Origin of the sequence: Microcoleus sp. B4-D4 (assembly GCF_036705185.1) — a bacterium.
GTDB lineage: Bacteria > Cyanobacteriota > Cyanobacteriia > Cyanobacteriales > Microcoleaceae > Microcoleus.
On the sequence record NZ_JAUBTX010000001.1, the window covers coordinates 350,865 to 376,869 of the forward strand.

Consider the following 26,005-nt stretch of genomic DNA (forward strand, 5'->3'; position numbering starts at 1 on the left):
TGAGGAAGAAACCGGGTTTCTGACACCCCGCGCACATCCAAGAAACCCGGTTTCTGCGATGCTTTTGTTAGTGTTTTGCGGTACTAAATTAGTAGCATAAAATCAAAAGCGACAGTATTTCCAGCCGTGAGAAGAGCGCAACAGATTAGCTAAAAAACCCGGTTTCTTTGGTCTTGATGTGTCAGTCCTGAATTAGTCAGATCGTTTAGGTAGAGAATCCTGTTTAGGAAGATGCAGCTTTGCTATTTGCGATCGCACTATTGCTATTGGGACAAACAATGCACCGCTAGCCAAACCGATCGCCAACCGAAACCCCAACGCTAAAAAACCCTCTAGCTTCCGTTCTGGAACTGGTTCCATCGCAACTTTGTATTGAATCAATTGCATCGGAGATTTTCTTCGTTCAAACGGGTGGACTGAGGTTGGAATTCTTCCCATCCTTTGCAGATTTGCTCGTAACATTGCGAGGGCGAAATCGGTAGATTTCGCAGATAAAAGAACGTGACTTCCCGACCGGATTCCAGCAGCAGAATGATGTCTTTACTTGGGTTATAGGTATCTGCAGCTTGCAAAATATGACCGTTCATGTGGTGATTTTGCAGGATGGCGGTGTCGGGAGCCAATAACCAAGCATTGAGAAAGGGAGCCAAACGACTGCGGGGAACAAAATGCGATTGGAATGTTTCACCAGTAACTCCCATCAATGGGTTATTAAGACTACAAATTACTGCGCCTCGTTCACCATTCAGATAGCCAACCCAAGCGTTATAGCCTAACACCAGCAGATTAGTTGCAATAAAGGATTGCTGCCAATCTTCGCTATTTGTTTCAGATGTCATCATCTATTAAATATCCAGTATCAAGTTATCAACCTATGCGAAATATGAATTGAGTTGAATTTAGGCATTAAGAGCGAAAGTTTTAGGATGTCAAACTTGGTTGAAATTCCTCCCATCGCCTACAGACTTGTTCGTAGCAATCGGCAGGAGGAATGGCTAGTTTGCTTAATAGATTTACCTCTGTTTGACGACCAAATTTCAGCAATAGCAGAATATCTTGCTCTGGATTGTACTTAACAGTTGCTGCTATCACAGATGGAATATTCGATGAGTCAACGGATAGCGATCCCAGATAAAATTCCATCAAATTCACAGGAATAAACTGAATGTGAAAAGGAATTGATTCGAGGCTTGTCATTGTAGAACCAAGAACTTGAGTATCTACATCACAGACCACAACACCCCGCCCGAAAGACTCAAATCCCTTCCATCCTGTATAACCAATAACCAGCAAATTGGTGTGAATAAATCCCTGTTGCCAATAGCCAAAATTTCCTTGCCAAACGCTATTTTCCGGTCGCATTTACTTCCTCCCGCAGGATTTTAGCAGCTTCCACCATATTTTTTAGCGCCGGAATTACTTCTTCCCAACGTCGTGTTTTCAAGCCACAATCGGGATTTACCCAAATTTGTTGAGTTGGTAGATTAGCAATGCCAGTTCGCAGTTGTTGCAAAATCTGTTCTGTCGTTGGCACCACTGGACTGTGGATGTCATACACGCCATTACCCACTTGATAGGTGTAACCTGCGGCGGTTATTTCATGCAGCGTTTGGTTATTGCTGCGGCTATTTTCAATCGAAATTACATCGGCATCTAACCGTTCAATATCTTTGATGATATCGCCAAATTCGCAGTAGCACATATGCGTGTGAATTTGAGTTTGAGGATGAGCGCTTGCGGTAGCCAGAAGAAACGCATCTACAGCCCAAGACAGGTATTGATTCCAGTTTTCTACTTTCAGAGGTAAGCCTTCGCGCAATGCTGGTTCATCTACTTGAATTACTTGCGCTCCTGCTGCTTCTAAATCTGCTATTTCATCGCGCAAGGCCAAAGCTATTTGAAATGCTTGTACTTGTCTAGAAATATCGGTGCGCGGATATGACCAATTTAAAATTGTTACGGGGGCTGTTAGCATTCCCTTAACGGGTTTTTGCGTCAATGATTGCGCTACTTTGAACTCGCGTACAGTCATTGGATCAGTGCGAACAACATCACCGTAAATAATCGGCGGACGCACGTAACGGCTGCCATAGCTTTGTACCCAGCCATTTGCCGTGAAGGCGAATCCATCCAACTGTTGTCCGAAATATTCCACCATATCGGTGCGTTCAAATTCGCCATGCACCAACACATCTAGGCCAATTTCTTCTTGGATTTTAATGCTATCGGCAATTTGAACGTCGATCGCAGCTTGATAGTTTTCTTGACTCAATTCACCCTTTTTGTAGCGCAGCCGCAGTTTTCGCACTTCCGGGGTTTGAGGAAATGAGCCGATCGTTGTGGTGGGAAAAATGGGCAGAGAAATCTGTTTCGACAACCGCAAGCCGTAGGATAATTTGCGTTGAAAGTCATTGGTTGTCAGGCTGTTCAGGCGTTCCTGTACGGCAATATTGGTAGGGCTAAACTCCTCGAAGGTTGTCCAAGCATTGCTAATTTTAGCGCGATCGCTCTCAGTCTCTTCTCCGGCTAAACTGCGTGCCAAAAACTTCACAGCTTGCAGTTTTTGTTCGGCAAAACTCAACACGTTGCGGAGAGGTTCTGGCAACTTTGTTTCCCGTGCGGCATCGTAGGGAACAAACTGCAATGATGCCGACGGCTGAATTACAATATCCGGCGTAATTCGCTGAATCTGTTGCAGCACTGGCAGCACTTGTTCTGGACGAATTTGCCAAATATTGCGAGCATCTACAATTCCCACACCCAATCGTTTATCAGCAGGAAATCCCTGTTCTTTAAGCAATTTTAAATTGCATCCGCGAGTGAAATCTAAGCTGATTTTAGCAACTGGTAACTGTATCACCCAAGGATAGGTATCTCCTAAATCATCAAAGTAAGTAACTAAATCGATGGGAAGTTTAATTTCAGCGAAGGAAGTATAGGTTGACTCAAAGGCTTCTTTGAATTGGCCAGCATCACCCAGAACCAAGGCAGGTTCGTGAATTTGCACTTCAGAAATACCCAAGTTTTTTAAGGCTTTCAGCAATGCCAGATAACGCTCTCGCAATCTTGAAATTGCTTCATTCAAGGGTATGTCAAACCGACTCAATCGCAATAAAGTAATGGGGCCTAAAACAATAGGAATTACTTTTTCGCCTAATAAAGTTTGAGCGCGATTAACCGTTTCGAGAAAGTCGCTAAAATCAGCAGGCTGCCATTCTGAGGGAATTTCTGGCACCAGGTAGTGATAGTTGGTGTCGAACCATTTAGTCATTTCTAGTGCAGGTATCCCTTCTTTGCCCCGCGCCATTGCAAAGTAGCGATCTAAACCTGATAAATCCCGAAAGCTATCGGGGATTAACCCTAGGCGAACTGTCCAATCCAGAACACTATCGTAGAGGGTAGTATCGCCAACACCGATGCGATCTATACCTGTTTTTAGCTGTGTTTGCCAGTTTTCTATTTCTACTTTTCTGACTGTTTGCAATAAATTATTGGCATCTAATTTGCCACTCCAAAATGCTTCTAATGCGATTTTAACTTCGCGATTTTTACCAATGCGAGGATATCCAATTGTTGCAGTTAAAATTGACATGATTTTTCTCTCTTAAGTATGGGTTTCAATAGCATCATCAGTACAAATAGCGATATTACAAAGAGCGATCGCAATTGATATCGTGTCCGATTGGTTCGTAGTACGGACTGAAGTCGGCACTACAAACGGTTTTTGTGATGGTAATGAACCGGACATTAGATGACTGAATTTTTACTATTGATATTTGCTGAATGATCCAGTTGAGTCTTTGATATTCCATAGAAACTCTGTCGGAAACTAAGGGGTATCCGATGCAGAATTTTCTACAGCAATGTCATCAGAATGTAATGTGACGCCTCAAAGGTGAAACCGTCTGAATATCTAACATCGCTATCACAAAGCTGTTAGAAATTACAGCAGGCAAAACCCCGCGCAATATTTCTTGCGTCTAAAACTAGATAATGCTGTTGAGGCTAACTTTTTTAACTCGTTATGTTGCTCTAGAAACCAATTGCACCAAAGGTTTCTCACGGGTTAAGGAGCATAATAGCCGATCGCGCAACGTCTGGTGAAAAACAATCGAATCGAAAACAAAATGCTGAAGACATCCGTACCTCGCAGATGGGTTAATAGAACGATACAATCGGCGGGCATCCTGACTAAGAAGCTACTCTACGCTTCATCACAGTTGCGGGACAGCGCCGGGTTTGCACCGAACTTTCCCCCTTTCGTCTAGTGGCTGATCTCCACCAGAACCGATTAGGTCATACCATAGCACATTTTCCAAAATATGCAACCCCTAAGATCCGGTCGGGCGATCGAATATCATCAATAATCTTGAACACCTGCGCGATTTGAAACCGGGTTTTTCATCAAAATCCTTCGTTGCAGCCAGCAAATCAGGCAAAAACCCGGTTTCTTTGGTGTCGATGCGTAAGTCCGGCTCGAAATCATTTTCCTGCATCTTTAAGATTATAAATTAACGGCAGAATGGGATTCCCGCTACCAAATCCTGGAAGTTATAATCATGAAAGATACACCGCCCAAATATTATCAGCGCATGGTTTTTTCAACTGTTTAATTTTCTCACTTCCACCGTCTAAAAATATGTTTAGTTTGAGTCTTGCGAAGTTAGGATGAGTCGCTGCTAAGCTAATCAATATTTAAATTGTATTTCAACAAATAATCAAATTATTGTAGGGTGGAAGGCGATCGCCTCAAGTCAAGTCCAAGGGCGGCAAACGGCGCAACTATCGCCGGGAATTGACGCAAAACTGACAGTCGCAGCCAAACAGCAGCGCTGCTGCATCGCTTTCTTCTGCCGTAAAATGCAGCATCGCCACCTCTTCGTCACCAAGCCGCTAAGCCGTTGTGCATCCCAATTGTGTATGGTGAGGAGGAGAGGGGGAAACGGGGAGAGGGGCCATTCGGCTTCGCGAGGAGGTAAAGAGGGGGAGAATATTTTTGATCTATAGTCGAAATATACAATTTAAATGCACAACAGCTTGCCAACAACTTCTCGGTTGAAAATTAGCCGCAGCAGCTTTTCCGGGAAGGCGATCGCAAATTCATCCAATGCGGGTAAAATAATTTCAGCAATGATAACTCACAGCAGCGAACGAGTTCACCTAAAAAAACAGGTGGGGAGTGATAAGTACAGTTTTAGTGGTGGAAGATTTCCGCAGCCAGCGAGAGTGCATTTCACATCAGTTGAGATGCAACGAATTGAACGTAATTCAGGGAGATGACGGCTTGGAAGCGCTTAATAAAATTGATAAAAATTACCCAAATCTAGTATTATTAGCTAATGAAAACAAATAACCGCAGTTATTTAGAAAAATTGCTGCAAGAAAGAAACGAACACCCCGAAAGAATGGCAGAAATTGATGAAAAAATTAATGCCACATTCCGCCAAACCCACGCAATTTTAGTAATGGATATGTCGGGGTTTTCGCGGACAACTGTCCGCTACGGAATCATCCACTTTCTGGCAATGATTCACCGGATGCACGGAATTGTCAAGCCCGTAATTTCGGAATATAGCGGCATTGTTGTTAAAGAAGAAGCCGACAATATTTTTGCAGTATTTCCCGATGTGAAATCGGCTGTTGAAGCTGCAATTGACTGTCTGAAACAAACGGGGGCTGTCAACACAACTCTGCCGCCGGAAATGGATATTTACCTCTGCATTGGAATTGGCTACGGTGATATTTTGATGCTGGAAGGAGAGGATATGTACGGATCTGAATTCAATCTAGCAGCCAAGCTGGGAGAGGATTTGGCGGAACGGGGAGAGATTTTGCTCACCTCCGCAGCGTTTGAAAATTTGGAGGGTGAGAAGGAAGATTGGGAAAGAGTTGATTTTTCGATTTCTGGTTTGGAGTTAGTGACTTACAAGCGCGTACAGCCTGCTTAATCAAACTCAAGAAACCGGGTTTTTTGCTGAATCTGCGGGTGGCGAAGCAGGATTTTCTCCAAAAACCCGGTTTCTGACTGCCCCTGTGTGCCATAAAATTTAAAATTAATGATTGACCAACAAAAAAACTGGCAAACTCTCAATTTAGCGAATATTCAACAGCGGCTGGCTTGGGTGCAACAACAGCCGGATGGAGTAATTTTTTGTCAAGAGTCGGGAGTTCACTATGTTACAGTTAATAAAGATAAAAATAAAATTAAATTCTCTTTGGTAGAGAAAGTGAATTTGCATACAGATTTATTGCAATCTGTCATCGACCTCAACAATCCCCTGCATTTAGTTTCTGAATATACCCAAGCGATGATGTTGGGTTTAATCTGGGAAAACCAACCTCAAAGAATCTACATCGCTGGATTTGGTGGCGGCAGAATTCCCTTAGTTTTGCACCACTATTTACCGGAAACTGTCATGGAATGTGCCGATGTCGATCCGATCGCGATCGAAGCCGCTACCCAGTGCTTTGGGGTACAATTGGGCGATCGGCTGACAGTCGCAATTCAAGACGGGAGAGAGTATCTAGAGCAACAAAGTTCAGATATTCAGTACGATATCATCATGACCGACGTGTTTTGTGGCAACGGCTACTCTCCGCACAGGCTGGCTACCAAAGAATTTTATCAACTCTGCAAAAAACGCTTGTCTGGGGAGGGAGTTGTGCTGGTAAATCTGCTGCAAAGAGATGAGTTTTATGCCGAAAAGGTGAAGACTTTTCAAAGCGTGTTTTCTCAGGTGTGCGTGTCTCTTTGGAAGGATATTAATAGCGTTTTAATTGGGAGTAACAGCCCTAGTTTAGAGAAAGACGAGATTGTTTCCAGAGCAAAATATTTGCAAGATGGGTATGATTTTTCATTTTCCTTAATCGATAGGGGGCTTGATATTAGAGTAGGTTCAGAATTAGCTGAAATTATACCTAATTTAGATAAAGCTCAAGTTTTGCATGACGATTCGCCGCCCGCAGGTTATTTTGATTCTTGGTTATTTTGATATCAAATTCGATTAATACCAGATCGGACGGCGGTGGAAACCGCGTCTACACAAAGTCCGCCTCCGCCGACTGAATAGTATTTGATACGATCTATGCTTTGATATATTCAGCCATTTGCTTTTCTAGGCGAGCTAGCAATGTATCGACATCCGTCGCTGCTTGCTCAAAACAAACAGGAGGTGCGGGGTCAATTTCAAATAAAATTAGCTTGATTTCACCTTCGCCGATCGCCACAATTGCCACTTCTTTTTCAGGTTTGTGAGCTTTTAAAATTCCTAAAATTTCCTGAATATGATTTTTGACTTGGCGGTTCAACTCCTCGATCGCCTCTTTTTTACAATACACGAAACGCGGATTTTCTACAACATCAATGCCCAAAACATCCTCACTTTCTTCGCCCCTCTCCAAAAATAGCCCCCAAGCCAAAGCAGCCAATTCTTGTTTGTTATCTTTGACAAATGTATCCAACTTGCTGCGCCAGCTATTGGGATTGGGTTTGGACTCAGGGCTATCAAATAAAAACATTTTCTCTTTTTGCTTGTAGAAACTAATATCTTACGGTTATTTGTTATTGGTTACTTGTTATTGGTTATTTGTTATTGGTTATTTGTTATTAGAAGAGTGTGAATAACTAATTACCAATGACCAATGCCCAATGACCTGTTTGGCCAATGCCCAAAACCGCTGCGTTTCTATCTTATACCAGATTGCACGCGCCAGAGCGACGCATAAACTCCATCGTGTTCGATAAGTTGTTCGTGCTGCCCCGATTCTACCACTAGCCCCTCTTCCATGACACAAATGCAATCGGCATTGCGGACTGTAGAAAGACGGTGGGCGATCGCAATTGTTGTGCGATTCTTGGTAATTCGTTCGAGCGATCGCTGAATTGCCGCCTCCGTCTCGTTATCCACCGCTGAAGTAGCTTCGTCAAGAATCAAAATCGGCGGATTCTTCAAAACAGCCCTCGCAATAGCAATGCGCTGCCGCTGTCCCCCCGACAATTTTTGACCGCGTTCCCCTACAATAGTTTTGTAACCGTCCGGCAATTGCGCGATAAACTCGTGAGCTTCCGCAATTTTAGCAGCATTTACTATCTCTCGATCTGTTGCCTCAAAACTGCCGTAAGCAATATTTTCTGCCACCGTACCGTGAAACAAAAACACATCTTGACTCACCAATCCGATCGCTCTCCGCAAATCTTTCAAATTCAGGTTATTTAATTCTATACCGTCGAGATAAATCTGACCGTACTGTACCTCGTAAAGCCTCAAAATCAATTTCACCAGCGTACTCTTTCCCGAACCAGTTGCGCCAACAATCGCAGTAGTTTTACCCGCCGGCAGAGTCAGGGAAAAATACTGCAAAATCGGCTTTCTTTGATTGTAAGAAAAGGTAACATTTTTAAATTCTATCTCGCCCTTAATCGAGCTAATCGGCAACCGAATATCGCCCGTGCGAATGGCGATCGGCGTATCCAACAAATTCATCACCCGATTAGTAGAAGCCATTGCGCGCTGGTATTGATCCAGAGTATCTCCCAGGCGAGTCAGCGGCCACAGCAACCGCTGGGTCAAAAACACCAAAACGCTGTAAGTTCCCACAGACAACTGGCCCGCCACAACCTCCAAGCCGCCCAGAAACAGCGTTGCAATAAACCCCAAGAAAATCACCACCCGAATCAGCGGAATAAAAGCAGCCGAAAGTGCGATCGCCCGTTGATTGCTTTGGCGGTAAGCTTGGCTTTGTGTTTCGATGCGCTGAGTTTCGTAATCTTCGGAAGTAAAACTTTTAATAGTAGTAATTCCCATCAAATTATTCGACAGTTGCCCGTTCAGAAAACTCACCTTTTCCCGCACGTCAGCATAGAGAGGAGCGAGGCGATTTTGAAAGGCGATCGAACCCCAAATAATAAAAGGTATCGGCAGCATTGACAGCCCAGCAACACCAGGAGACGCAGCAAAAAAAGCCGCGCCGATTACGACAACGGTTGTAATTACCTGAATCACCTCATTAGCGCCGTCGTCCAAAAAACGTTCGAGTTGATTGATATCATCGTTGAGAATAGAAATCAAACCACCCGTACTGCGTTCTTCAAAATAAGCTAATTCTAATTCTTGCAAATGGCTGTAAGCTTCCAGACGCAAATCGTGTTCGATATCCTGAGCTAAATTGCGCCACAAATAATCGTAAGCATATTCAAAAACAGATTCCAGCGTCCAAACAATTAAACTCAAAATAGTAATAATTGCCAGTTGCCAAAAAACATCTTTGATGCCCCACTTAGCCAGGATAGAATCTTGTTGTTTCACCACTACATCAACGGCAATACCGATTAATGCTGGCGGCGCTAAATCAAAGAATTTATTCAGCAGCGAGCAAATACTTGCCAGCCAAGTTTTGATGCGGTAGCGGCGGCCGTACTTCAGCAGCCGCTTCAGGGGATGGACAGGTTTTGATTGATCTGGTGACAATTGAGGATTGGGGGTAATTGGGTAATTTTTAGATTTTCACTTATTCTCACAGTTTGAGAAACGGGCAAGATGCCCGTTCCACAACTAAGAAATTGTCTTTTAGAACGGGCTTTTAGCCTGTTCCGACTCGGCAAGATGCCCGTTCCACAACTAAAAAATTGTCTTTTAGAACGGGCTTTTAGCCTGCTTTAGACACAGTTATTGAGAATGGAAAAATAGCCCCAGGCTACGCTTTAAATGTTAACACGGGCTTCATTTTAGCGACTACACCAACTATTTGCGCCTCAACTTGAGCGTCAATTACTGGTTGAATTGGCTTGTAAGCTGCCGGTGCTTCTTCGATTCTGCGTTCTTCGCGCAAAGTAATGCAATCTACGCCGGTTAATCCCAAAGCGGAGTCAGTTTTGTCAACACCTTTGCGACTCATATCGAAGCGCGATCGCGCTCTGCCAGCACCGTGAGAGGCCGATCGCAAAAATCGATCGTTCCCCTTCCCAACCAGCAAATAAGACGGCGCACCCATCGAACCCGGTACAATTACAGGCTGGCCGGAATGTGCGGGACAAGCGCCTTTGCGCGTTACCCAGCCGGCACCTTCAGCTAAGGTAATATTGTGAGGCAAATCGTATACTAAGGGAGCTTCGACATCGCCGAAAACTTGCCGCAAACGCAACCGCAGAAATTCTGCTAGCAGCAAACGGTTGATAAAACCGTAATTGGCGGCCGTTGCTTCCGCTTGCAGGTAGCTACTTACAAGTTCCGGATTTGCTGCGACAGACAGCGGAAAAAGCCCGGATTCAGGATATTTTAGGGTTTTTGGCCAGGCTTCGCAAGCTCGATCGCGCCACATTCCGCCGATGTATTTGCCGACATTCCGCGAACCGGAGTGAATCATGAAAGCGATTTGTCCCGATCGAACTCCCCAAGTATAAGCCGTAGCCTTGTCCACAACTTCCTCAACCACTTGAATTTCCACAAAGTGATTGCCGCCGCCGATGGTACCTAAGCCGCCATCCCTGACTAAGCCGTCATTTGGGACTAATTCTTCGGGAGCCCATTTGACATCGCCATTCATGGAACCGCCTCCGAAAGTGCGATTGCACTCTGTCGCCAACTGCTCGAAATCCGAATTGGCCGCGCTGCCGGTTGGCTTGTCCCGCAAAGCATCCAGCCATCCGGGAATCCCGTGTTGGAACATCGCGCGAGCAGTTTTTGCAGTCATGCTGACATCGCGAGTACCGAAAAAGTAATCGCCTTTGAGCAATTCTACAAATTGATCGCGCTGACTGAGGAATTGTTCGATCGACAAATCCGCAACGTGCAACCGCATCCCGCAATTAATATCGGAACCGACAGCCGCCGGAATCACCATTCCTGCTGTTTTGACGATCGAGCCAATTGCCACTCCCGCATCCCCCGGATGGAAATCTGGAGTAGCGCAGGCGCGACAAACGCAACCACCTTGAGGGTGTCGAACATTCGCCAAATTTGCCAACTGTTTGAGCGCCTTTGCTTCCACAGGAAAATCCTCTGGGAGCAAAACTTCTGCTGTTGTAGCACTAGCATCCTGCCAGTATTTTTCCAGGGAACTCTTGAGAGAAATAGAGTAGACTTTGTTGCTGTAACTAACATCCAGACCTTGCCGAGACAAAGCTCGCAAAAGCCGGTTCAAGTTTTTTGGCTGCTGCATAAATAGTCTGTTGCGGGTTGCTATGCAACCCCCACAAATTGAAGAGATGTTGTAGTTAGTAAAAGACTTTGGTTCAGCAGCCGCAATCTTTTTGGAGAAAGGTTGAAAGGCAACTTTTTCACTTACTACAATCCTGACACATCATTTTTGATATGTCAAGCTAACCTAAAACGCTTTTCTGTTAGATCCCCGACAACTTTTACGTGTTGCGGGGTTCTGAGTGTTCGGTTTTTTTATTGACTCATGCAGCGTAATTCCTGTCCAATTAAACTTTAAATTCAAGTGAGCTGGCTAGCATTTTTAATCGTTTGTTGACGGATAAAAATGTTTTTTAAACTCCCGCCAATAACTCCCAGCTTTTGTTTCTCCTAAAATCATTTGCATTTTCTTCAAACTTCCACTTTTGATCGGTGGCTTTCCATAATAAAGGAATTGACTTATGTCCTTAGAAAGGCATGGGTTCATAAAACTTTCAATATTTTGGCGCTCCAAATATTTCTTACGCACTTCCTGCAAATATTCGTCTTGAGCATTTGTATGAAATACCGTCCAAGTTGGGTCTTCTATTTTACATAAAGTATAAACCTTGTGGCGATCCATATATGCGCTAAATGCTATTTCAAGCAAAAACCTGCTAAATTCATGTTCTCCCTGAAACCCAGAAGCAATATACTCTCCCGCAAATTCTTGCATAACTGCGACGAACGTACTGCGCTTCATCAAAGAAAAATTGATAGTACAGGCTTGACTGAAGTACCATCCAGACTTAGCCTCGAAATGTGGATAGCTTCTATTAAAAGCACCGCCCACTGCAAAAACGTTATCTCGATCGAGATCGTCGATCGCTTCCTCCAACCAACGTTCGTGACCTTCTCTGTAAGGTAACGTATCAATTTTGAACCACAATATATAAGGATTGCTAGCAATTACTCCGGCTGTATACTCCTGAATAAAACACCTCTCCTTGTCATTATCTTTATGGTGCGGGGGAATGATTTGCAGCTTATCAATCAAACCCTCTTGATACAGTTCCCAATAAAGTTTTTGAGTTTCGCTATCGCTGCCGCCGTCAACAACAACAACTTCGCCGGGCTTGCCACCTAAAAAATCAAACCAATCCAGCAGAATTGTTCTATAGGCTAACCGATTGCCAAAATTTGCTGACACCATTGAAACTTGGCTTAGCTTACTAACGAGTTCGCTCATGATTTATTTTTTTCCTGCTCATATTATTTGCACAGGTTCATTATAACTTACTGATATTTAGACAAGTGTAATTTATCAGAAAATTTATTTTTTTTTAAATCGGGGGGCTTCGAGACTCTATTTTCAGTAAAGCTGGACACATACACCATATTCCATGTATATGTGGTACACACCATCTTGTAGTAAGTAAGGTGCGTCGCCATCATCAACAATCTGCAAGTTTCATTGAACCTGCGCCGGCAGGGACCCACCCTACATAATATGTACCACACAATATAGCTGCTACTGTACTTCACGAACTTGGAATATGCTGTAACTTGTCACAAAGCGATTTATTTCGGTTATTAAAATTAATCAAGGTGTCTGAGAACCGGATTTTAATTAAACTCTAATTTGTCTATATCAAATGGAACGAGCATGAAATTTGGCTCTACCTTTTGAGATGCGGAAAATATTCCCATATTTATAGCACTTAAATTGCCTGTTATGGCAGATGGGGAGAAGGGGAGAGGATTTGATGCTTTTGCCACAAAGATTGAAAGATACAATTTAAATTCGCGATAGCTTAAATAAATCTTCTCTCCAAATCTTACCCAGCAGCCATACATTTGTTTAACGAGCGTAAAATGGCAAATCTTTAACTAAAGATTGCTTACAGAAAATACCTCACCGTCGTCACCACCAGACTTTTTTTAGCGCGCAAAGCCGCCTTCAAAAAGAAAGCAGTTTGATTGTGCAGCAGTCCCTCCCACCAATTTCGCGTCACAAACGCCGGAATAATCAGCGTTAAAAACACTCCCGGCCGCCGCTCTTCAAACAAAGCCAAAAAGTGAGTTAAAGGCTCACCAACAGAACGGTAAGGCGATTCCAGAATTTCCAAAGGAATGTCAGACTGCAAATCTTGCCAAGCCGCTTGCAATTTTGCTATGTCTGTCAAACCAATATCTACGTGAACCGCCACAACCTCATCAGCAATTAAACGAGCGTAATCCAGCGCCTCCAAAGTTCCCCGGTGCAACTGTCCGACTAGCACCACTGCCGGATGTTTCACATCCTTAACTTTAGGTCTCCGAAGATAGGATTTAGGTGCGATTCCCTGAATGCTCAAGCGAGCGGCTACATAGCGATAGTGTCGGTTAATAGCTAAAAATAGACTGACTACGATCGGAATAGTTACTACCACAACCCAAGCTCCCAAAAGGAATTTGGTAGCGACAATTACAGCCAAAACTCCCGTGGTTGCCACTGCACCAATACCGTTCATCACAGCACTAGCTTGCCAACCTTTACCTCGCTCCTTAAACCAGTGAATTACCATTCCCGATTGAGACAGAGTAAAAGAAGTAAAAACCCCAACCGCATACAGCGGAATTATTGCAGTGGTATCGCCTTGGAAGATGATAATTAACAAAGCCGCGCAGAAGCTGAGCAGATTAATACCATTAGAATAAACCAGCCGATCGCCCAACAGCGACAACTGCCTAGGCAAAAACCCGTCCCGCGCCAAAAAATAACACAGTCGCGGAAAATCCGCATAACTCGTATTCGCCGCCAACAGCAAAATTAACAGAGTTGCAATCTGCAAATAGTAATAAAATATACCCAAACCAAAAATTTGTTTTCCCAACACAGAAAGCAGCGTTTCATTTTCTTGAGGAATCACTTGATAAATATGAGCCAAGTAACTAATTCCTAAAAACATTACCCCCAGAATTACGCCCAAATAAGTTAAAGTTAGGCGCGCATTCTTCCATTCAGGAGGTTTAAAAGCCAACACACCGTCCGATATCGCTTCAACTCCAGTCAGCGCCGTACAGCCAGCAGCAAAGGCGCGCGCGATCAGAAACAATCCCAAAGGTTCCTTGGCTGGAATATTTTCTAATGCCGGCAAAACATGACCTGTTGCCTGTTGGAATAAACCGCAGCCAATCAAGACAAAAATACCCGCGATAAACGCATAGGTGGGAACCATAAATATTTTGCCAGATTCCCGCAAGCCCCTGAGATTGGCAAACATGATTAAGACAATACAAACTAAGCATATTTCCACCGTATAGGGCAGCAGCGAGGGAACCGCTGAAGTCAAGGCTGCCACACCAGCAGAAATACTCACCGTAACTGTGAGTATGTAGTCAATCATCAGGGAAGCTGCTGCGATCAAACCCGGATAAGTACCCAAATTTTCTCGCGCTACAATGTAAGCGCCGCCGCCGTTTGGATAAGCTTTAATCGTCTGTCGGTAAGACAGCGCCACGATCGCCAGCAGTAAAACAATAATGCCCGAAATAGGTAACGACCAACTCAAACTACTGCTCCCCGCTAGTAACAGTACCAGCAAAGTTTCTTGAGTAGCGTAGGCAACAGACGACAGTGCATCGGAAGCAAGAACAGCCAGTCCTGTAGCGTTGCTCAGCCGTTCGTGAACAGATGCGCTGGTGGGCAAAGATTCACCCAGTAAAACCCGCTTGAGTCGAGAATAGGTGTACATTAAAACTCAATATAGAGGCGTCCACAAATCATAATCGAGATGGGAGCAGTTTTAAGCAATTTTGGGCTCACAAGTTATAATTATTTCTGGCTTTTTGAGTATGCTTTAGCTTATGTTCGAGAGCTTGCCAATTTTCGGATGCGATATCGTTGATAAACTCGTCGAGACTGTCGCGGTAAATAGAGAGCGATCGCAGCAATTCCTCTCGATTGTATTTCGCCACCATCACTCCCAACTCCGGGTTGCCGCCCCCTACGCGACTCGTGTCCCGAAAACCCGAACTCGCCAAATGTTGGGCTAAATTAACAATATCCCGATCGCCCTCAACAGCGCAGGCAGCAACCAGAGTCGCGCTAGCCATCAGCGGCAAATGAGAAATCCAAGCCACAGCTCGATCGTGCTCCTGTGCTCCGCACCGATAAACTTTAGCGCCCAACAACCGCGCAATTTCCTCCACCTTCTCCACAGAGTGCAGCGGAGTCTGGGGAGTCGGAGTCACGACATAAGGCCGCCCCACAAACAAATCCCTTACCGCCGCCTCGATCCCGCTTTGTGCAGTCCCCGCCATCGGGTGTCCCCCCACAAAATTCGGCCACAGAGAAGACACAGCTTGTACTATGGGTGTTTTTACGGAACCGACATCGGTTAGAATAGTATCAGGGGAAAGATAGGGTATCAACTCTCGGACGATCGACTCGATCGCTCCTAACGGCGTGCAAATAAAAACCAAATCGGCTCTTGCCATCAGAGACAGGTGTATGCTGGCTTCAGAGACAACACCGCTTTCTTGCGCGCGATCGCAAGTCTGCTGGCGACTCGAAACCCCAAAAACATCAAACCCGCGCGATCGCAAATCCAGAGCGATCGAGCCACCAATTAAACCAAGTCCTACAATACCGATATTCATAGCAATAAAATGGGGATAAATGATACGGTGCCGCCCCCATGACAGTCGAGGAACTCCTGAAAAAATATGCCGCCGGAGAAAGAAACTTTGCCGGAATCAACCTAACTGAGGCCAACCTCAGCGGAGTCAACTTGAGCGGAGCCAACCTCAAGGGTGCGAATCTGAGTGTAGCAAACCTCAGCGGAGCCAACCTCAGCAAAACCGACCTGACCGGTGCCAAACTCAACATCGCCAGACTCAGCGGCGCCCATCTCGGCGGTGCAAACCTCACCGACGCCGACCTCAACGTCGCCTACCTAGTCCGAGTTGACCTCAAAAAAGCCAACCTCACAGGAGCCAAACTGATCAGAGCCGAGCTAATTCGAGCCGAACTCAGCGGAGCCAACCTCAGCGGAGCCAACCTCAGCGGAGCCACCCTCACAGAAGCCACCCTGCGAGGAGCCAACCTCAGCGGAGCCAACCTCCGAGGCGCTCACCTAAGCGGCGCGTACTTGACAGAAGCCAACCTCGAACAAGCCAACCTGCAAGGTGCCGACCTCAGTCGAGCCGACCTCAGCAGCGCCGACTTGCGAGGGACGGAACTCCGACAAGCCAATCTCACTCAAGCCATACTCAGCGGAGCCGACCTCAGCGGAGTCAATTTGCGCTGGGCCATCCTCAGTGGCTGCAACCTGCGCTGGGCAGATTTGAGCGAAGCCAAATTGAGCGGAGCCGACCTCAGCAGAGCCGACCTCTGCCACGCCAACTTACTCAATGCAAGTTTAGTTCACGCCGACCTGTCAAACGCCTATCTGATCCGCGCCGACTGGATTGGAGCCGACTTAACCGGAGCCACCTTAACCGGAGCCAAACTCCACGCAGCTTCGCGGCTGGGTATCAAAACCGAAGGCATGACCTGCAAATGGGTAGATCTAAGCCCCAACGGCGACCACAGCCAAATTTATTGGTTAAACTCGGGAGGAACCAACGAATTTTTTCACGAAACCTTACCCACAGTTCGGATTGTAATTGACTCGCCCCTAGACCAAGGCGCTCATTTTGCCCTAGCTGCAACTTATTACCAAATTGCCCAACAATACCCGAGTTTAAGTCAGCCACCCACCATCGAAGTCAGCTCCCGGCGCACCGTACTCGCCTTTAAAATGGACAGCGACGATAAATTATTTGCCACCGCTTACGTTGCCATCATTCCTTTTAACGACGCCGCCACAACTCAAAAAAACCTGATAGCTTTGATGAAAATGATTCAATCCCACGACGCAGGCAAACTTAACGTTAAAGAATCCAAACACGTCCAATTATCCAGCAAAGATCTCAACCAAGCTATCAGCAAAGTAGACCAAATTAAAATTTCAAGTTCTTTTCCAAAAATTGGCGAAAGCATCAATTTTTTTCAAATTCCTACACAGATGATCTTAATTAATTCCAGCGATCAAAAAATTAGCGTATATCATCACCCAGCCTTCGGCAAGCGCCAGCTCAAAAAAAAATACGCTCCGAACAATGCAACCACCGCCAAATTAGCCGAAAATACAAAATTGGGTCAAGCTAATATCAGCAGCATTTTGGATTTTATCAAAGGCTTCCACAATATAGATGTCTAAGCATATTGCATCAAGTTACAAAAAATGCTTATTCTATTTAAAGGTTGGCACAACAAAGCTTTGTTCTAGCTAACACATCAGGGAAAGTGAACAGCATGGACGCCGAAGAACTCATAGCCAAATATGCAGCAGGAGAAAGAGACTTTACTGCCATCCTCCTGTGCGAGGCAAATCTCAGCAGAATCGATCTAGCTGGGGCTAATTTCAGCGAGGCAATCTTGAGCCTAACCAACATGAGCGGCACCAATCTGTCAAACGCCAACATGAGAAAAGCCAAACTCAATGTTGCTAGACTCAGCGGTGCTAATCTCAACAAAGCCAACCTCAGCGGCGCTATTCTCAACGTAGCTAACCTGATTAGAGCCGACCTCAGCGAAGCCCAACTCGTCGAAGCTACACTGATCAGAGCCGAATTGATCAGAGCCGACCTCAGCGGTGCAAACTTGAGCGGTGCGAACCTCAGCGAAGCAGATTTGAGAGAAGCAACCCTCAGAGAAGCCAATCTAGAGCAAACTGACCTCAGCGGAGCTCACCTCAGAGGCGCTTGTTTGACAGCGGCCAACTTGGAACGGGCTAACTTGCACAGAGCCGACCTCAGCAGGGCGGACTTGCGAGGAGTAAACCTCTGTAATTCAGAACTCAGACAAGCTAATCTGTCTCAAGCCAACCTCAGCGGCGCTGACTTGCGAGGCGCTAATCTGCGGTGGGCCGACCTCAGCGGGGCTAACTTGACCGGCGCTGACCTCGATGAAGCGAGATTGAGCGGGGCGAACTTGTACGGGGCAAATTTGAGCAATGTCAATCTGTTGAACTCTACTCTGGTACACGCGGATTTGACTCAAGCGAATTTGATTCACGCTGATTGGGTGGGCGCAGATTTGACCGGGGCGGCGCTGACGGGGGCAAAAATTTATGGGGTGTCGAGGTTTGATCTGAAAGCAGATGATATTACCTGCGATTGGGTTGACCTCAGTCCCAACGGCGATCGCAGCCACATCCAGCGGTTTACCTCACAAGAATCTCAACGGTTTTTTAATGCTACACCGCCGACAGTTCAAATTATTGTCGATCGACCCCTAGACCCCGACGCTAACTTTGCCCTCGCGGCTGCCTACCGCCAAATTGCCCGTCAATACTCGGGTTTGAGCCATCCTCCCAGCATAGAAGTTAACTCGCGGCGGACAATCATTTCGTTTAGAATAGAGCGGGACGAGCAATTGTTTTCCACAGCTTTCGTTGCCATTATTCCCTTTAGCGACGCGGCATTTACTCAAAAAAATCTCATTACTTTGATCAAAATGATTCAACCCCAAAATGGCAATCACCAGGGAGTCAGAGTCTCAAATCTAGTAGTCCAATTGAACGTAATGCTGACCAAAACAATCAGAAAAATAGGGGAATTAAAAATTCAGCCGATTCGCCTCGAACGCGAATTGATGTCGAGTTTTTTCCAATCGCCTACCCAAACCATACTCGCTAACTCCATCGCCGAAAGTTTGATGGTTCACTATCACCCAGACTTTGGCAGAAACTTGGCAAATTTGCCTGGAGTCACCAAAACCTCGATCAGTCCTGCAATTAAAGCCCAAAGATTCACAACCCCTCCCCTAAATACGGTGATTGAGTTTGTCAAAAGCTTTTATCAGCTCGGCGAGTAAATATAGCCGAAGGAAGTTCGGCAACGAGCAATGTACGGGATGTAACGGATGTAAGTCCGTCGGAATAAGGAAGTTCGGCAACGAGCAATGTACGGGATGTAACGGATGTAAGTTCGTCGGAAGAAGGAAGGAGGAATCAAGAAAAATGTAAATACAATTGTTGGCAATAATTTCAGCAATTAAAAATGTAATAACCTTGGGTTTGCTATATAAATTCAGTGGAGATAATTTAGATTTATGCCACATAAAAATTAGCCGATCTGCATTTCATTCAGGTTAAAAAAATGGGAGCTGAAGAACTTCTCAAACGATTTGAACTCGTCAAAAGATACACAGAAGGCGACAGAGATTTCACAGGAATCAATCTGAATGAAGCTAATCTCAGCCGCATCAACCTCAGCCAATCAATTTTAAGGCGGGCTAGCTTATTTATCACCAACATCAGCGGCGCTAACTTGAGCGATGCTGACTTGACAGAAGCTAACCTAAATGTGGCTAGACTCAGCAGCACTAATCTCTCGCGGGCAATCTTAAACGGGGCTAATCTCAACGTAGCCAACTTAGTGAGAGCCGATTTAACTGCGGCTCAATTAATCGGAGCATCGCTGATTAGAGGCGAATTAGTCCGCTGTCAACTCAGCCAAACTAACTTCAGTCGTGCTAATCTAACGGAAGCCGATTTAAGAGAGGTAAAACTGATAGAAGCTAACCTGTGCGGTGCCAATCTTTCTGGTGCAAATCTCAGAGGTGCTTCGGCTTCATCGGCTAACTTTCAAGGAGCTAACTTGCACGGTGCGGATTTGACAAAAGCAGAACTTAATGGCGTGAATTTAATCGATGCGGATCTGAGACAAGCTTGTTTGCAGGGGGTGAATCTCAGCGGTGCCAATTTGAGCGGAGCTAACCTCAAATGGGCCGATTTGAGCGGAGCCAACCTTAACGGCGCAGATCTGATCGATACTAAATTCAACGGAGCTAACCTCAACGGAGCGGATTTAAGAAATACTAATTTAGCCAATGCTCATTTGGTTCACGCAGATTTGACAGAAACTAATTTGATTAACGCAGATTGGGTGGGGGCAGATTTGACGGGGGCAATTTTAACTGGGGCTAAACTCTATTCGGTTCCCAGATTTGGCATCATCGCCGATAATATTAGTTGCGAGTGGGTTGATATCAGCTATGCTGGCGATCGCTCTGCGATTCAACAATTTAATTCGCCGTCTGAAGCGAGAAAATTTTTAAATCATACGCCGGGATTAGTGCGAATTGTGGTTGATGCAGTTTTAGATTACTCAGCAAACATCACTTTAGCAACAGCGTATAGTGAAATAGCTCGGCATTACCGGGCAATGAGCTTTCCTCCCAATATTGAAGTAGGCTACCGCCGGACAAATATAACTTTTAGATTTGAGAGCGACGAACATTTATTGCCAGTCGCTTTTTTAGCAATTTTGCCTTTTAATGATGCTTTAGAAACTCAGAAAAATATTGTGGCTGTTAGCAAAAATATCGCAAGTCAAAATTTGAATAAAAACCGAATTGTGCAGTTGTATAAAGGATTGAATGCAGCGATAGATAATTTAAGTGAAGCGAAGGAAATGCTGCAAATAACACTAAATTTAGCTCGGGAGACCAAGTTTTTTCAATCGCCTACCCAAACTATTTTAATTAGTTCTGGGCAGGAAAGTTTGACCGTGCAGTCTCACCCTAATTTTGGTGGGCGAGGTGGAAAAAATCAGGAGAATAAATTCAGTGTGCCAGAGCGTCAAAAAGTAGTTGATTTTCTGGCAAGTTTTGATTATGTTGATTGAGCAATATCAACTGTGAAATCGATTGATTGAGGTAGAAGTCCACAACTCGCTGCTCCACTTCTTGCGATCGCACTCCGAGCCGCACTGGCCCCACCATTTAACGATGGCGCGTCTCGTGGCGCGGGCTTTGCGCTTGGGGCGCAGCGCTCTAATTCAAACGGGGCTGCCCGCAGGAGCTTACCGACAGCGGTATCGAGTCAGTTATTTGATGCCGGTTTTGATGTGGCCCGATCCGGTGATTTTAGTTGCGCCGACACCGCTGCTGGAACATTTGCAGCGGGTGGAAATTCCTCGCTTGCAAGAGTGGCTGCAAACAGAGAAGCCGATCGAGATTTATTCCCATAATGCCGATTTCCAAGGGCTGACGCTCATAGATCCGCAGTCTTGGCTGGCGGATAGCTTGGCGGAAAATTCGGAACTTCGCGGCAATATTCCGACAATTATCGACGGTGTGGATGATTTGGAAGTTTGGACGCGCCAGCAGTTGACTGCGGGTTTGCAACCTCCTGACTGGAATGATTTAATGCAATCTGAGCCAATGCTGGCGGATGAAATCCTCCAAGTGCGGGTACTGCTAACGCGGGCTGTGTTTCTGCATCCAGCTAAGCCTGACGAGTGCTATTTGCTGGAAACTGCAGAGCAAAATATTTTGGAGGGGCTGCTAGGAAGGATCGAGCTTAACGGGCTGATTCCGGCTGCTTGGAGCAATTTTTGGCATTGCTGGCAAACTAACGGCCAACTGCGGTGGGCGCAAATTCATCGATCGAGCGGGTCATTTTCTCTCTACTGCGCGCCGGTGCAGGTGGCGGAGGTTTTGGGCAAAATTTGGTCTGCGGTGCCTGTGGTGTTGATTGGCTGTGCGGTGGATGTGGAACCGAAGGCGCCGATCTTCCGGCAAATGATGGGATTGCCAGAGTTGACGAGTGTGAAGTTTTCGCCCGATCGACAAAACGAATTAATTCAACTGTACATTCCCAACTGGCTGCCGCTGCCGAATACGCCGGAATTTCAGGGTGTTTTGATTCAAGAAATTCGGACTTTGCTGTTGATGAGTGTGTCGGTGGCGGGTTTAACGGTGCTGATTGTTGGTGATGTACCGCTGAGGGCTCGGCTGGCGGCGATTTTGGCTTCTGAGTTCGGTTCTCGGGTGCAGGTAGAAAAAACTGATGTGGGGGAGAATGGGATTTTGGTGAGTGGGTGGGAGTTTTGGCGGGAATATCAGGGGGAGTTGAGCGCGCCTCACTTGCTGGCGATCGCCACTTTGCCGCTACCTACCTTGGAGAATCCTTTGGTGGCGGCGCGTGTGGCTTATTATAAGGAGCGGCGTCTAGATTGGTTTCGGTTGTATTTGCTGCCGGCGGCGCTGAATGAGTTGCAGCGGGCGATCGCGCCGGTGCGAGAACGTCAGGGGGTTGTGGCGATTTTTGACAGCAGGGTGATTCACCGCAGTTACGGGCAGCAGGTTTTAGCGGCGCTGAGTCCGTTTGCGAGGATTAATTATTTGGATACGACTTGGCTGACGCAGGCCTGAGATGACCTGTTGGCGTATAATTTGGTTGGTTATACAATTGAAATCTGATTTAGCAGACAAAAATTATGGGTGAAGCTAAGCGTCGTAAAGATTCGATCGGCGACGAATTCGGTAAAGAAGAGCGCATCGTTTCGTGGCTGCCAATCACGAAAACCCAAAGCGAAGATTTTGTGAGGTGGACATCTCGCGGAAGCTGGATCGGGATTAGCCTGTTGGTGGGTTGGTGGATTGTGGTGCGGTTTGTCGGCCCTGCGGCGGGTTGGTGGGTGGTTGATTGATGCTAGGCTCGACAAATGCCTGTGTTCTGGGCATTGTGTCGAGTTTAACTGGGAAACAAGCGGCTGAATTTTTTGGAAAAATTTAGTTGCACATTTGGACTTGGTATGGTATCGTAATTATCTACGGGCGATTGGCACAGTGGTAGCGCGCTACCTTCACACGGTAGATGTCACAGGTTCAAATCCTGTATCGCCCATCTTATTAAATCTATATATATCAAAAGTTAGGGGGATTTAGCCAAGATTTTTGGCTTTACATTGACTATTAACTACGAAATGACTATGATTGCTCCAAAGCCATAGTCAGGATTAAGCTATGAACACTACACAGAAAGCTACCAATGGTAAATACAGAAATCAGACATATCTGACTGTTGTAGAAGCAATTAAGCCAAAGCCAGCAATAACTCTATCAAAGTTGTGGGAAATGTATGTAGTTTATAAAACTCCGACAGTTGCAGTTAGCACTCTTAAAAATGCTTACAGTGCCATAAGTTCTCATGTTAAAAAGCTACCAAAACAATCTCTTGAAGATGCTGTAGAAATAAGAGATTATTTGATTGATAATTTTAATCCCGATACGGCTAAAAAATATTTAAATAATATCACAGCTTGTTGTGATTGGGGTGTTGAGTATGGTCATATTTCTAACAACCCTTTTTTAGGTATGGCCAAGAATATCAAAACACAACCTAAACAATTAGAGGACATAAAACCTTTTTCTAAGGCTGAAAAAGATGCCATCATAAAAGCTTTTGAGACAGATCGCTACTATAGCCATTATGCCTCTTTTGTTAAATTTCTTTTTTTTACAGGATGCAGGACTTCGGAAGCTATAGGGCTAAAATGGAAACATATAGATGCTGACTGCCACCACATCTGTTTTTGTGAATCTTATGTTAGAGGAAATAGAAAAGGTACTAAGACTGGCAAACCAAGGATTTTCCCTTGTAATGCTCAATTACAAAACTTTCTAAAATTAATTAAGCCAGAAAGTGGCGATCCAGAATCTTTAGTATTCCCCAGTCCCGAAGGTAAAGAAATTGACGATCACAATTTCCTAAGCAGAGCTTGGAAGGGATATAAAAACAGGCATGGAAATAAAGTGGATGGGGTTGTAACAAAGTTGGTCAAAGAAGGTCTAGTTAGTGAATATAGGAGCCAGTACCATACTAGGCACACATTCGTTACACAATGTCTAGAAGCTGGCATCAATGTTGTACAAATAGCAAAATGGGTGGGTAATACTCCTGAGATAATTATGAGGCACTATGCGGGAATTACTGCTACCATCGAAGTACCTTTGTTGTAGAAATATCAGCACAAAAGTTTAAATTAAGTAAGTAATATTTATTTACTACTTTTTTTGCTGTTAGAAGTAGATGCAAGACTTACTGAAACAGCATTTAACCTACGCCAAAACGATCGATCGCCCAAAACACCCATTTTCCACTACAAATATACTACAATAAGAATGTAGCTCGTGTCTCCGCAGGAGGTTTCCTCGTGACAAATCCCAATCTTTCCCAAAATTTCAACCTAATCGTGCCCGCCGGAACCCAAATTGTCACCAAAATTGAGGTCAAAAACCCCGGTGGAGACAAATCTTGGAAACAAGGCGCAGTAGGTGTCATTGTCAAATCGCCTACAGACAATTCCCACGCCTATTTAGTCAAACTCCCAGACGCAACACAAGTTAGTCTGCGGCGACACGAATTCAGCATCCGCAAACAGTTTCAAAGTGAAGGATTAGAGTCTGGAGGAGATTTTCTCGCAGAATATAACCTCTATGATTCTGTAATTTACCGCTGCATTGTTGGTTCCAGAGCCTACGGTTTGGATAACGAGCAATCCGATACAGACAGGCGCGGGATTTACCAGCCGCCGGCAATTCTTCATTGGTCGCTTTACGGCATTCCAGAACAATTGGAAAACAAGGAAAATCAGGAATGCTATTGGGAACTGCAAAAGTTTCTAGTTTTGGCACTAAAAGCTAATCCAAATGTGCTAGAATGTTTGTACACGCCTTTAGTAGAAACAATTTCTCCTGTAGCACAAGAATTGCTAGAAATTCGGGAAATCTTTCTGTCTCAATTAATTTATCAAACTTACAATAGCTACGTTTTGTCTCAATTTAAAAAAATGGAGCAAGACTTGCGGAATACAGGAGAAGTGCGATCGAAGCACGCGATGCACTTAATTCGGTTGCTGCTGTCAGGAATTACGGTGCTCAAGGAGGGGTTTGTGCCGGTGCGGGTGCAGGATTTTCGATCGCAATTGCTATCTATCCGCAATCAAGAAATATCCTGGGATGAGGTGAATCGCTGGCGGTTGAGCTTGCACGCAGAGTTCGATCGCGCTTTTGCAGAAACTTCCTTACCAGAACGTCCTAATTACGAGAAAGCCAATCAGTTTTTGATTAAATCTCGTAGAAGTGCGATCGGCTAAAAGTGCGATCGGGCAAATAACATAGAAAATCATGGTAGAATATCTCTCTAATCTAGCCAAAATTATCTCAGTTCGACCTTATCCGCTGCTGTTTGCGACTGTCAGCGGATCGCACTTATACGGTTTTCCTTCGGCAGATTCTGATTTCGACTTGCGGGGAGTACATATCTTGCCGCTACCGAAAGTAATTGGACTGATTTCGGGAGAAGAAACAATCGAGGTTTCGGAAGTTCGGGAGAAAATGGAACTCGATTTAGTCACTCACGATATTAAAAAGTTTCTTGAGTTGCTGTTGAAGCGCAACGGCTACGTGTTGGAACAACTGTATTCGCCACTTATAGTTTATAGTAGCGAGGAACATCAGGAGTTAAAAGAACTCGCCTCGAACTGCATTACCAAGCACCACAGCCACCACTATCTAGGTTTTGCTCAGACTCAATGGAGATTGTTTGAGAAACAAAGCCCGCGTCGGGTTAAGCCGCTGCTGTACGTTTACCGGGTGTTGCTGGCGGGGATTCATTTGATGCAAACGGGGGAAGTTGAGGCGAATTTGGTTACACTAAATCAGAAGTTCCAGTTGTCGTATATTCCTGATTTGATCGATCGCAAGCTGGCTGGTGACGAAAAATCAGTGCTGGAAGATACAGATATTGAATTTTATCAGCAGGAGCGCGATCGGCTAATCAATGTATTAGAAGAGGCAAGTTTGACAAGTCATTTGCCGTCAAATCCTGATGCAAAGGTTGCTCTTAGTGAATTCTTGGTAAAGGTGAGGATGGCATCTGTGAACTAAGCTGTTCCACTTCTAATTACTCGTTTGGTGCGCCGAAGATTGCAGAACATCTATTCGCAGACAAACTAATACTAAAAAAACCGGGTTTTTGATTTTGATTCAAGGCCAGAATGCAGTATTT

Annotated in this window: 21 protein-coding genes, 1 tRNA gene and 1 riboswitch; of the genes, 12 read left to right on the forward strand and 10 right to left on the reverse strand. The window is 45.2% G+C overall.

The window, feature by feature from the left end; all coding sequences use genetic code 11:
• Positions 1-192 precede the first annotated feature (192 nt).
• The 4 genes from QUB13_RS01430 to metE all read right to left on the reverse strand — a co-directional run bounded on the left by QUB13_RS01430 (position 193) and on the right by metE (position 3,592).
• Positions 193-387 carry a hypothetical protein gene (locus QUB13_RS01430; protein WP_333378077.1) on the reverse strand — a complete coding sequence of 65 codons (195 nt, stop codon included), beginning with the start codon at positions 385-387 and terminating at the stop codon, positions 193-195.
• The gene (locus QUB13_RS01435; protein ID WP_228042705.1) at positions 378-842 is read right to left on the reverse strand and encodes a hypothetical protein; all 465 of its coding nucleotides are present in this window, start codon (positions 840-842) and stop codon (positions 378-380) included. Before QUB13_RS01435 ends, QUB13_RS01430 begins: the two co-directional genes overlap by 10 nt.
• Before the next feature lie 79 nt (positions 843-921).
• Complete coding sequence (locus QUB13_RS01440) at positions 922-1,362, reverse strand: hypothetical protein (protein ID WP_333378080.1); 441 nt, start codon at positions 1,360-1,362, stop codon at positions 922-924.
• Positions 1,346-3,592 carry a 5-methyltetrahydropteroyltriglutamate--homocysteine S-methyltransferase gene (gene metE, locus QUB13_RS01445; RefSeq protein ID WP_333378084.1) on the reverse strand — a complete coding sequence of 749 codons (2,247 nt, stop codon included), beginning with the start codon at positions 3,590-3,592 and terminating at the stop codon, positions 1,346-1,348. The genes QUB13_RS01440 and metE overlap by 17 nt, the downstream gene beginning before the upstream one ends.
• Positions 3,593-4,160: 568 nt before the next feature.
• Positions 4,161-4,307, reverse strand: a riboswitch (cobalamin riboswitch).
• Between the two features lie 718 nt (positions 4,308-5,025).
• Between metE and QUB13_RS01450 the strand changes: the two genes are divergently transcribed.
• From QUB13_RS01450 to QUB13_RS01460, 3 genes are all read left to right on the forward strand, one after another.
• Positions 5,026-5,280 carry a hypothetical protein gene (locus tag QUB13_RS01450; RefSeq protein ID WP_333378087.1) on the forward strand — a complete coding sequence of 85 codons (255 nt, stop codon included), beginning with the start codon at positions 5,026-5,028 and terminating at the stop codon, positions 5,278-5,280.
• A gap of 59 nt (positions 5,281-5,339) precedes the next feature.
• Positions 5,340-5,948, forward strand: coding sequence for an adenylate/guanylate cyclase domain-containing protein (locus QUB13_RS01455; RefSeq protein ID WP_333116930.1), 609 nt, complete (start codon positions 5,340-5,342; stop codon positions 5,946-5,948).
• Positions 5,949-6,056: 108 nt separating this feature from the next.
• Positions 6,057-6,992: a spermidine synthase gene (locus QUB13_RS01460; protein ID WP_333378091.1), complete on the forward strand. Its 936-nt coding sequence runs from the start codon at positions 6,057-6,059 to the stop codon at positions 6,990-6,992.
• A gap of 91 nt (positions 6,993-7,083) precedes the next feature.
• On the opposite strand, the gene ccmS is transcribed toward QUB13_RS01460, so the two are convergent.
• From ccmS to QUB13_RS01490, 6 genes are all read right to left on the reverse strand, one after another.
• Positions 7,084-7,518 (reverse strand): beta-carboxysome assembly chaperone CcmS, encoded by a 435-nt coding sequence (gene ccmS / locus QUB13_RS01465; RefSeq protein WP_333378094.1) that lies wholly within the window; start codon positions 7,516-7,518, stop codon positions 7,084-7,086.
• Between the two features lie 167 nt (positions 7,519-7,685).
• On the reverse strand, positions 7,686-9,485 hold the full coding sequence (locus QUB13_RS01470; RefSeq protein ID WP_442922121.1) for an ABC transporter ATP-binding protein: 1,800 nt from the start codon (positions 9,483-9,485) through the stop codon (positions 7,686-7,688).
• 208 nt (positions 9,486-9,693) lie between these two features.
• Positions 9,694-11,157 (reverse strand): RtcB family protein, encoded by a 1,464-nt coding sequence (locus tag QUB13_RS01475; protein ID WP_333378100.1) that lies wholly within the window; start codon positions 11,155-11,157, stop codon positions 9,694-9,696.
• Positions 11,158-11,457: 300 nt separating this feature from the next.
• Complete coding sequence (locus QUB13_RS01480) at positions 11,458-12,363, reverse strand: hypothetical protein (RefSeq protein WP_333378102.1); 906 nt, start codon at positions 12,361-12,363, stop codon at positions 11,458-11,460.
• Positions 12,364-13,015: 652 nt separating this feature from the next.
• Complete coding sequence (locus QUB13_RS01485) at positions 13,016-14,851, reverse strand: APC family permease (protein ID WP_333378105.1); 1,836 nt, start codon at positions 14,849-14,851, stop codon at positions 13,016-13,018.
• A 67-nt stretch (positions 14,852-14,918) separates the two neighbouring features.
• The gene (locus tag QUB13_RS01490) at positions 14,919-15,758 is read right to left on the reverse strand and encodes a prephenate/arogenate dehydrogenase (protein ID WP_333378108.1); all 840 of its coding nucleotides are present in this window, start codon (positions 15,756-15,758) and stop codon (positions 14,919-14,921) included.
• A 38-nt stretch (positions 15,759-15,796) separates the two neighbouring features.
• Between QUB13_RS01490 and QUB13_RS01495 the strand changes: the two genes are divergently transcribed.
• The 9 genes from QUB13_RS01495 (at position 15,797) to QUB13_RS01535 (ending at position 25,884) form a co-directional block, all read left to right on the forward strand.
• Complete coding sequence (locus QUB13_RS01495; RefSeq protein WP_333378111.1) at positions 15,797-17,362, forward strand: pentapeptide repeat-containing protein; 1,566 nt, start codon at positions 15,797-15,799, stop codon at positions 17,360-17,362.
• A gap of 95 nt (positions 17,363-17,457) precedes the next feature.
• Positions 17,458-19,020 carry a pentapeptide repeat-containing protein gene (locus QUB13_RS01500; RefSeq protein ID WP_333378114.1) on the forward strand — a complete coding sequence of 521 codons (1,563 nt, stop codon included), beginning with the start codon at positions 17,458-17,460 and terminating at the stop codon, positions 19,018-19,020.
• A gap of 284 nt (positions 19,021-19,304) precedes the next feature.
• Positions 19,305-20,834 (forward strand): pentapeptide repeat-containing protein, encoded by a 1,530-nt coding sequence (locus tag QUB13_RS01505; protein WP_333378117.1) that lies wholly within the window; start codon positions 19,305-19,307, stop codon positions 20,832-20,834.
• Between the two features lie 22 nt (positions 20,835-20,856).
• Positions 20,857-22,365, forward strand: coding sequence for a helicase C-terminal domain-containing protein (locus tag QUB13_RS01510; RefSeq protein ID WP_333378120.1), 1,509 nt, complete (start codon positions 20,857-20,859; stop codon positions 22,363-22,365).
• A 65-nt stretch (positions 22,366-22,430) separates the two neighbouring features.
• Positions 22,431-22,643 carry a DUF2839 domain-containing protein gene (locus QUB13_RS01515; RefSeq protein WP_194011129.1) on the forward strand — a complete coding sequence of 71 codons (213 nt, stop codon included), beginning with the start codon at positions 22,431-22,433 and terminating at the stop codon, positions 22,641-22,643.
• A gap of 125 nt (positions 22,644-22,768) precedes the next feature.
• Positions 22,769-22,840: transfer RNA gene (locus QUB13_RS01520), tRNA-Val, on the forward strand.
• A 119-nt stretch (positions 22,841-22,959) separates the two neighbouring features.
• Positions 22,960-23,955, forward strand: a complete 996-nt coding sequence (locus QUB13_RS01525) for a site-specific integrase (protein WP_333091504.1) — start codon at positions 22,960-22,962, stop codon at positions 23,953-23,955.
• A gap of 194 nt (positions 23,956-24,149) precedes the next feature.
• Positions 24,150-25,091 (forward strand): nucleotidyltransferase domain-containing protein, encoded by a 942-nt coding sequence (locus QUB13_RS01530; protein ID WP_333378125.1) that lies wholly within the window; start codon positions 24,150-24,152, stop codon positions 25,089-25,091.
• A 31-nt stretch (positions 25,092-25,122) separates the two neighbouring features.
• On the forward strand, positions 25,123-25,884 hold the full coding sequence (locus tag QUB13_RS01535; protein WP_333378129.1) for a nucleotidyltransferase domain-containing protein: 762 nt from the start codon (positions 25,123-25,125) through the stop codon (positions 25,882-25,884).
• The last annotated feature ends 121 nt before the right edge of the window (positions 25,885-26,005 follow it).

What these genes read in the sequence shown, in the direction of transcription:
- QUB13_RS01450 (WP_333378087.1), top strand. Translation starts at nt 5,026, where the DNA reads ATGCACAACAGCTTGCCAACAACTTCTCGGTTGAAAATTAGCCGCAGC.
- QUB13_RS01495 (WP_333378111.1), top strand. Translation starts at nt 15,797, where the DNA reads ATGACAGTCGAGGAACTCCTGAAAAAATATGCCGCCGGAGAAAGAAAC.
- QUB13_RS01505 (WP_333378117.1), top strand. Translation starts at nt 19,305, where the DNA reads ATGGGAGCTGAAGAACTTCTCAAACGATTTGAACTCGTCAAAAGATAC.
- QUB13_RS01430 (WP_333378077.1), bottom strand. Translation starts at nt 387, where the DNA reads ATGCAATTGATTCAATACAAAGTTGCGATGGAACCAGTTCCAGAACGG.
- QUB13_RS01490 (WP_333378108.1), bottom strand. Translation starts at nt 15,758, where the DNA reads ATGAATATCGGTATTGTAGGACTTGGTTTAATTGGTGGCTCGATCGCT.
- QUB13_RS01515 (WP_194011129.1), top strand. Translation starts at nt 22,431, where the DNA reads ATGGGTGAAGCTAAGCGTCGTAAAGATTCGATCGGCGACGAATTCGGT.
- ccmS (WP_333378094.1), bottom strand. Translation starts at nt 7,518, where the DNA reads ATGTTTTTATTTGATAGCCCTGAGTCCAAACCCAATCCCAATAGCTGG.
- QUB13_RS01435 (WP_228042705.1), bottom strand. Translation starts at nt 842, where the DNA reads ATGATGACATCTGAAACAAATAGCGAAGATTGGCAGCAATCCTTTATT.
- QUB13_RS01535 (WP_333378129.1), top strand. Translation starts at nt 25,123, where the DNA reads ATGGTAGAATATCTCTCTAATCTAGCCAAAATTATCTCAGTTCGACCT.
- QUB13_RS01460 (WP_333378091.1), top strand. Translation starts at nt 6,057, where the DNA reads ATGATTGACCAACAAAAAAACTGGCAAACTCTCAATTTAGCGAATATT.
- QUB13_RS01475 (WP_333378100.1), bottom strand. Translation starts at nt 11,157, where the DNA reads ATGCAGCAGCCAAAAAACTTGAACCGGCTTTTGCGAGCTTTGTCTCGG.
- QUB13_RS01485 (WP_333378105.1), bottom strand. Translation starts at nt 14,851, where the DNA reads ATGTACACCTATTCTCGACTCAAGCGGGTTTTACTGGGTGAATCTTTG.
- QUB13_RS01440 (WP_333378080.1), bottom strand. Translation starts at nt 1,362, where the DNA reads ATGCGACCGGAAAATAGCGTTTGGCAAGGAAATTTTGGCTATTGGCAA.
- QUB13_RS01525 (WP_333091504.1), top strand. Translation starts at nt 22,960, where the DNA reads ATGAACACTACACAGAAAGCTACCAATGGTAAATACAGAAATCAGACA.
- QUB13_RS01500 (WP_333378114.1), top strand. Translation starts at nt 17,458, where the DNA reads ATGGACGCCGAAGAACTCATAGCCAAATATGCAGCAGGAGAAAGAGAC.
- QUB13_RS01480 (WP_333378102.1), bottom strand. Translation starts at nt 12,363, where the DNA reads ATGAGCGAACTCGTTAGTAAGCTAAGCCAAGTTTCAATGGTGTCAGCA.
- metE (WP_333378084.1), bottom strand. Translation starts at nt 3,592, where the DNA reads ATGTCAATTTTAACTGCAACAATTGGATATCCTCGCATTGGTAAAAAT.
- QUB13_RS01455 (WP_333116930.1), top strand. Translation starts at nt 5,340, where the DNA reads ATGAAAACAAATAACCGCAGTTATTTAGAAAAATTGCTGCAAGAAAGA.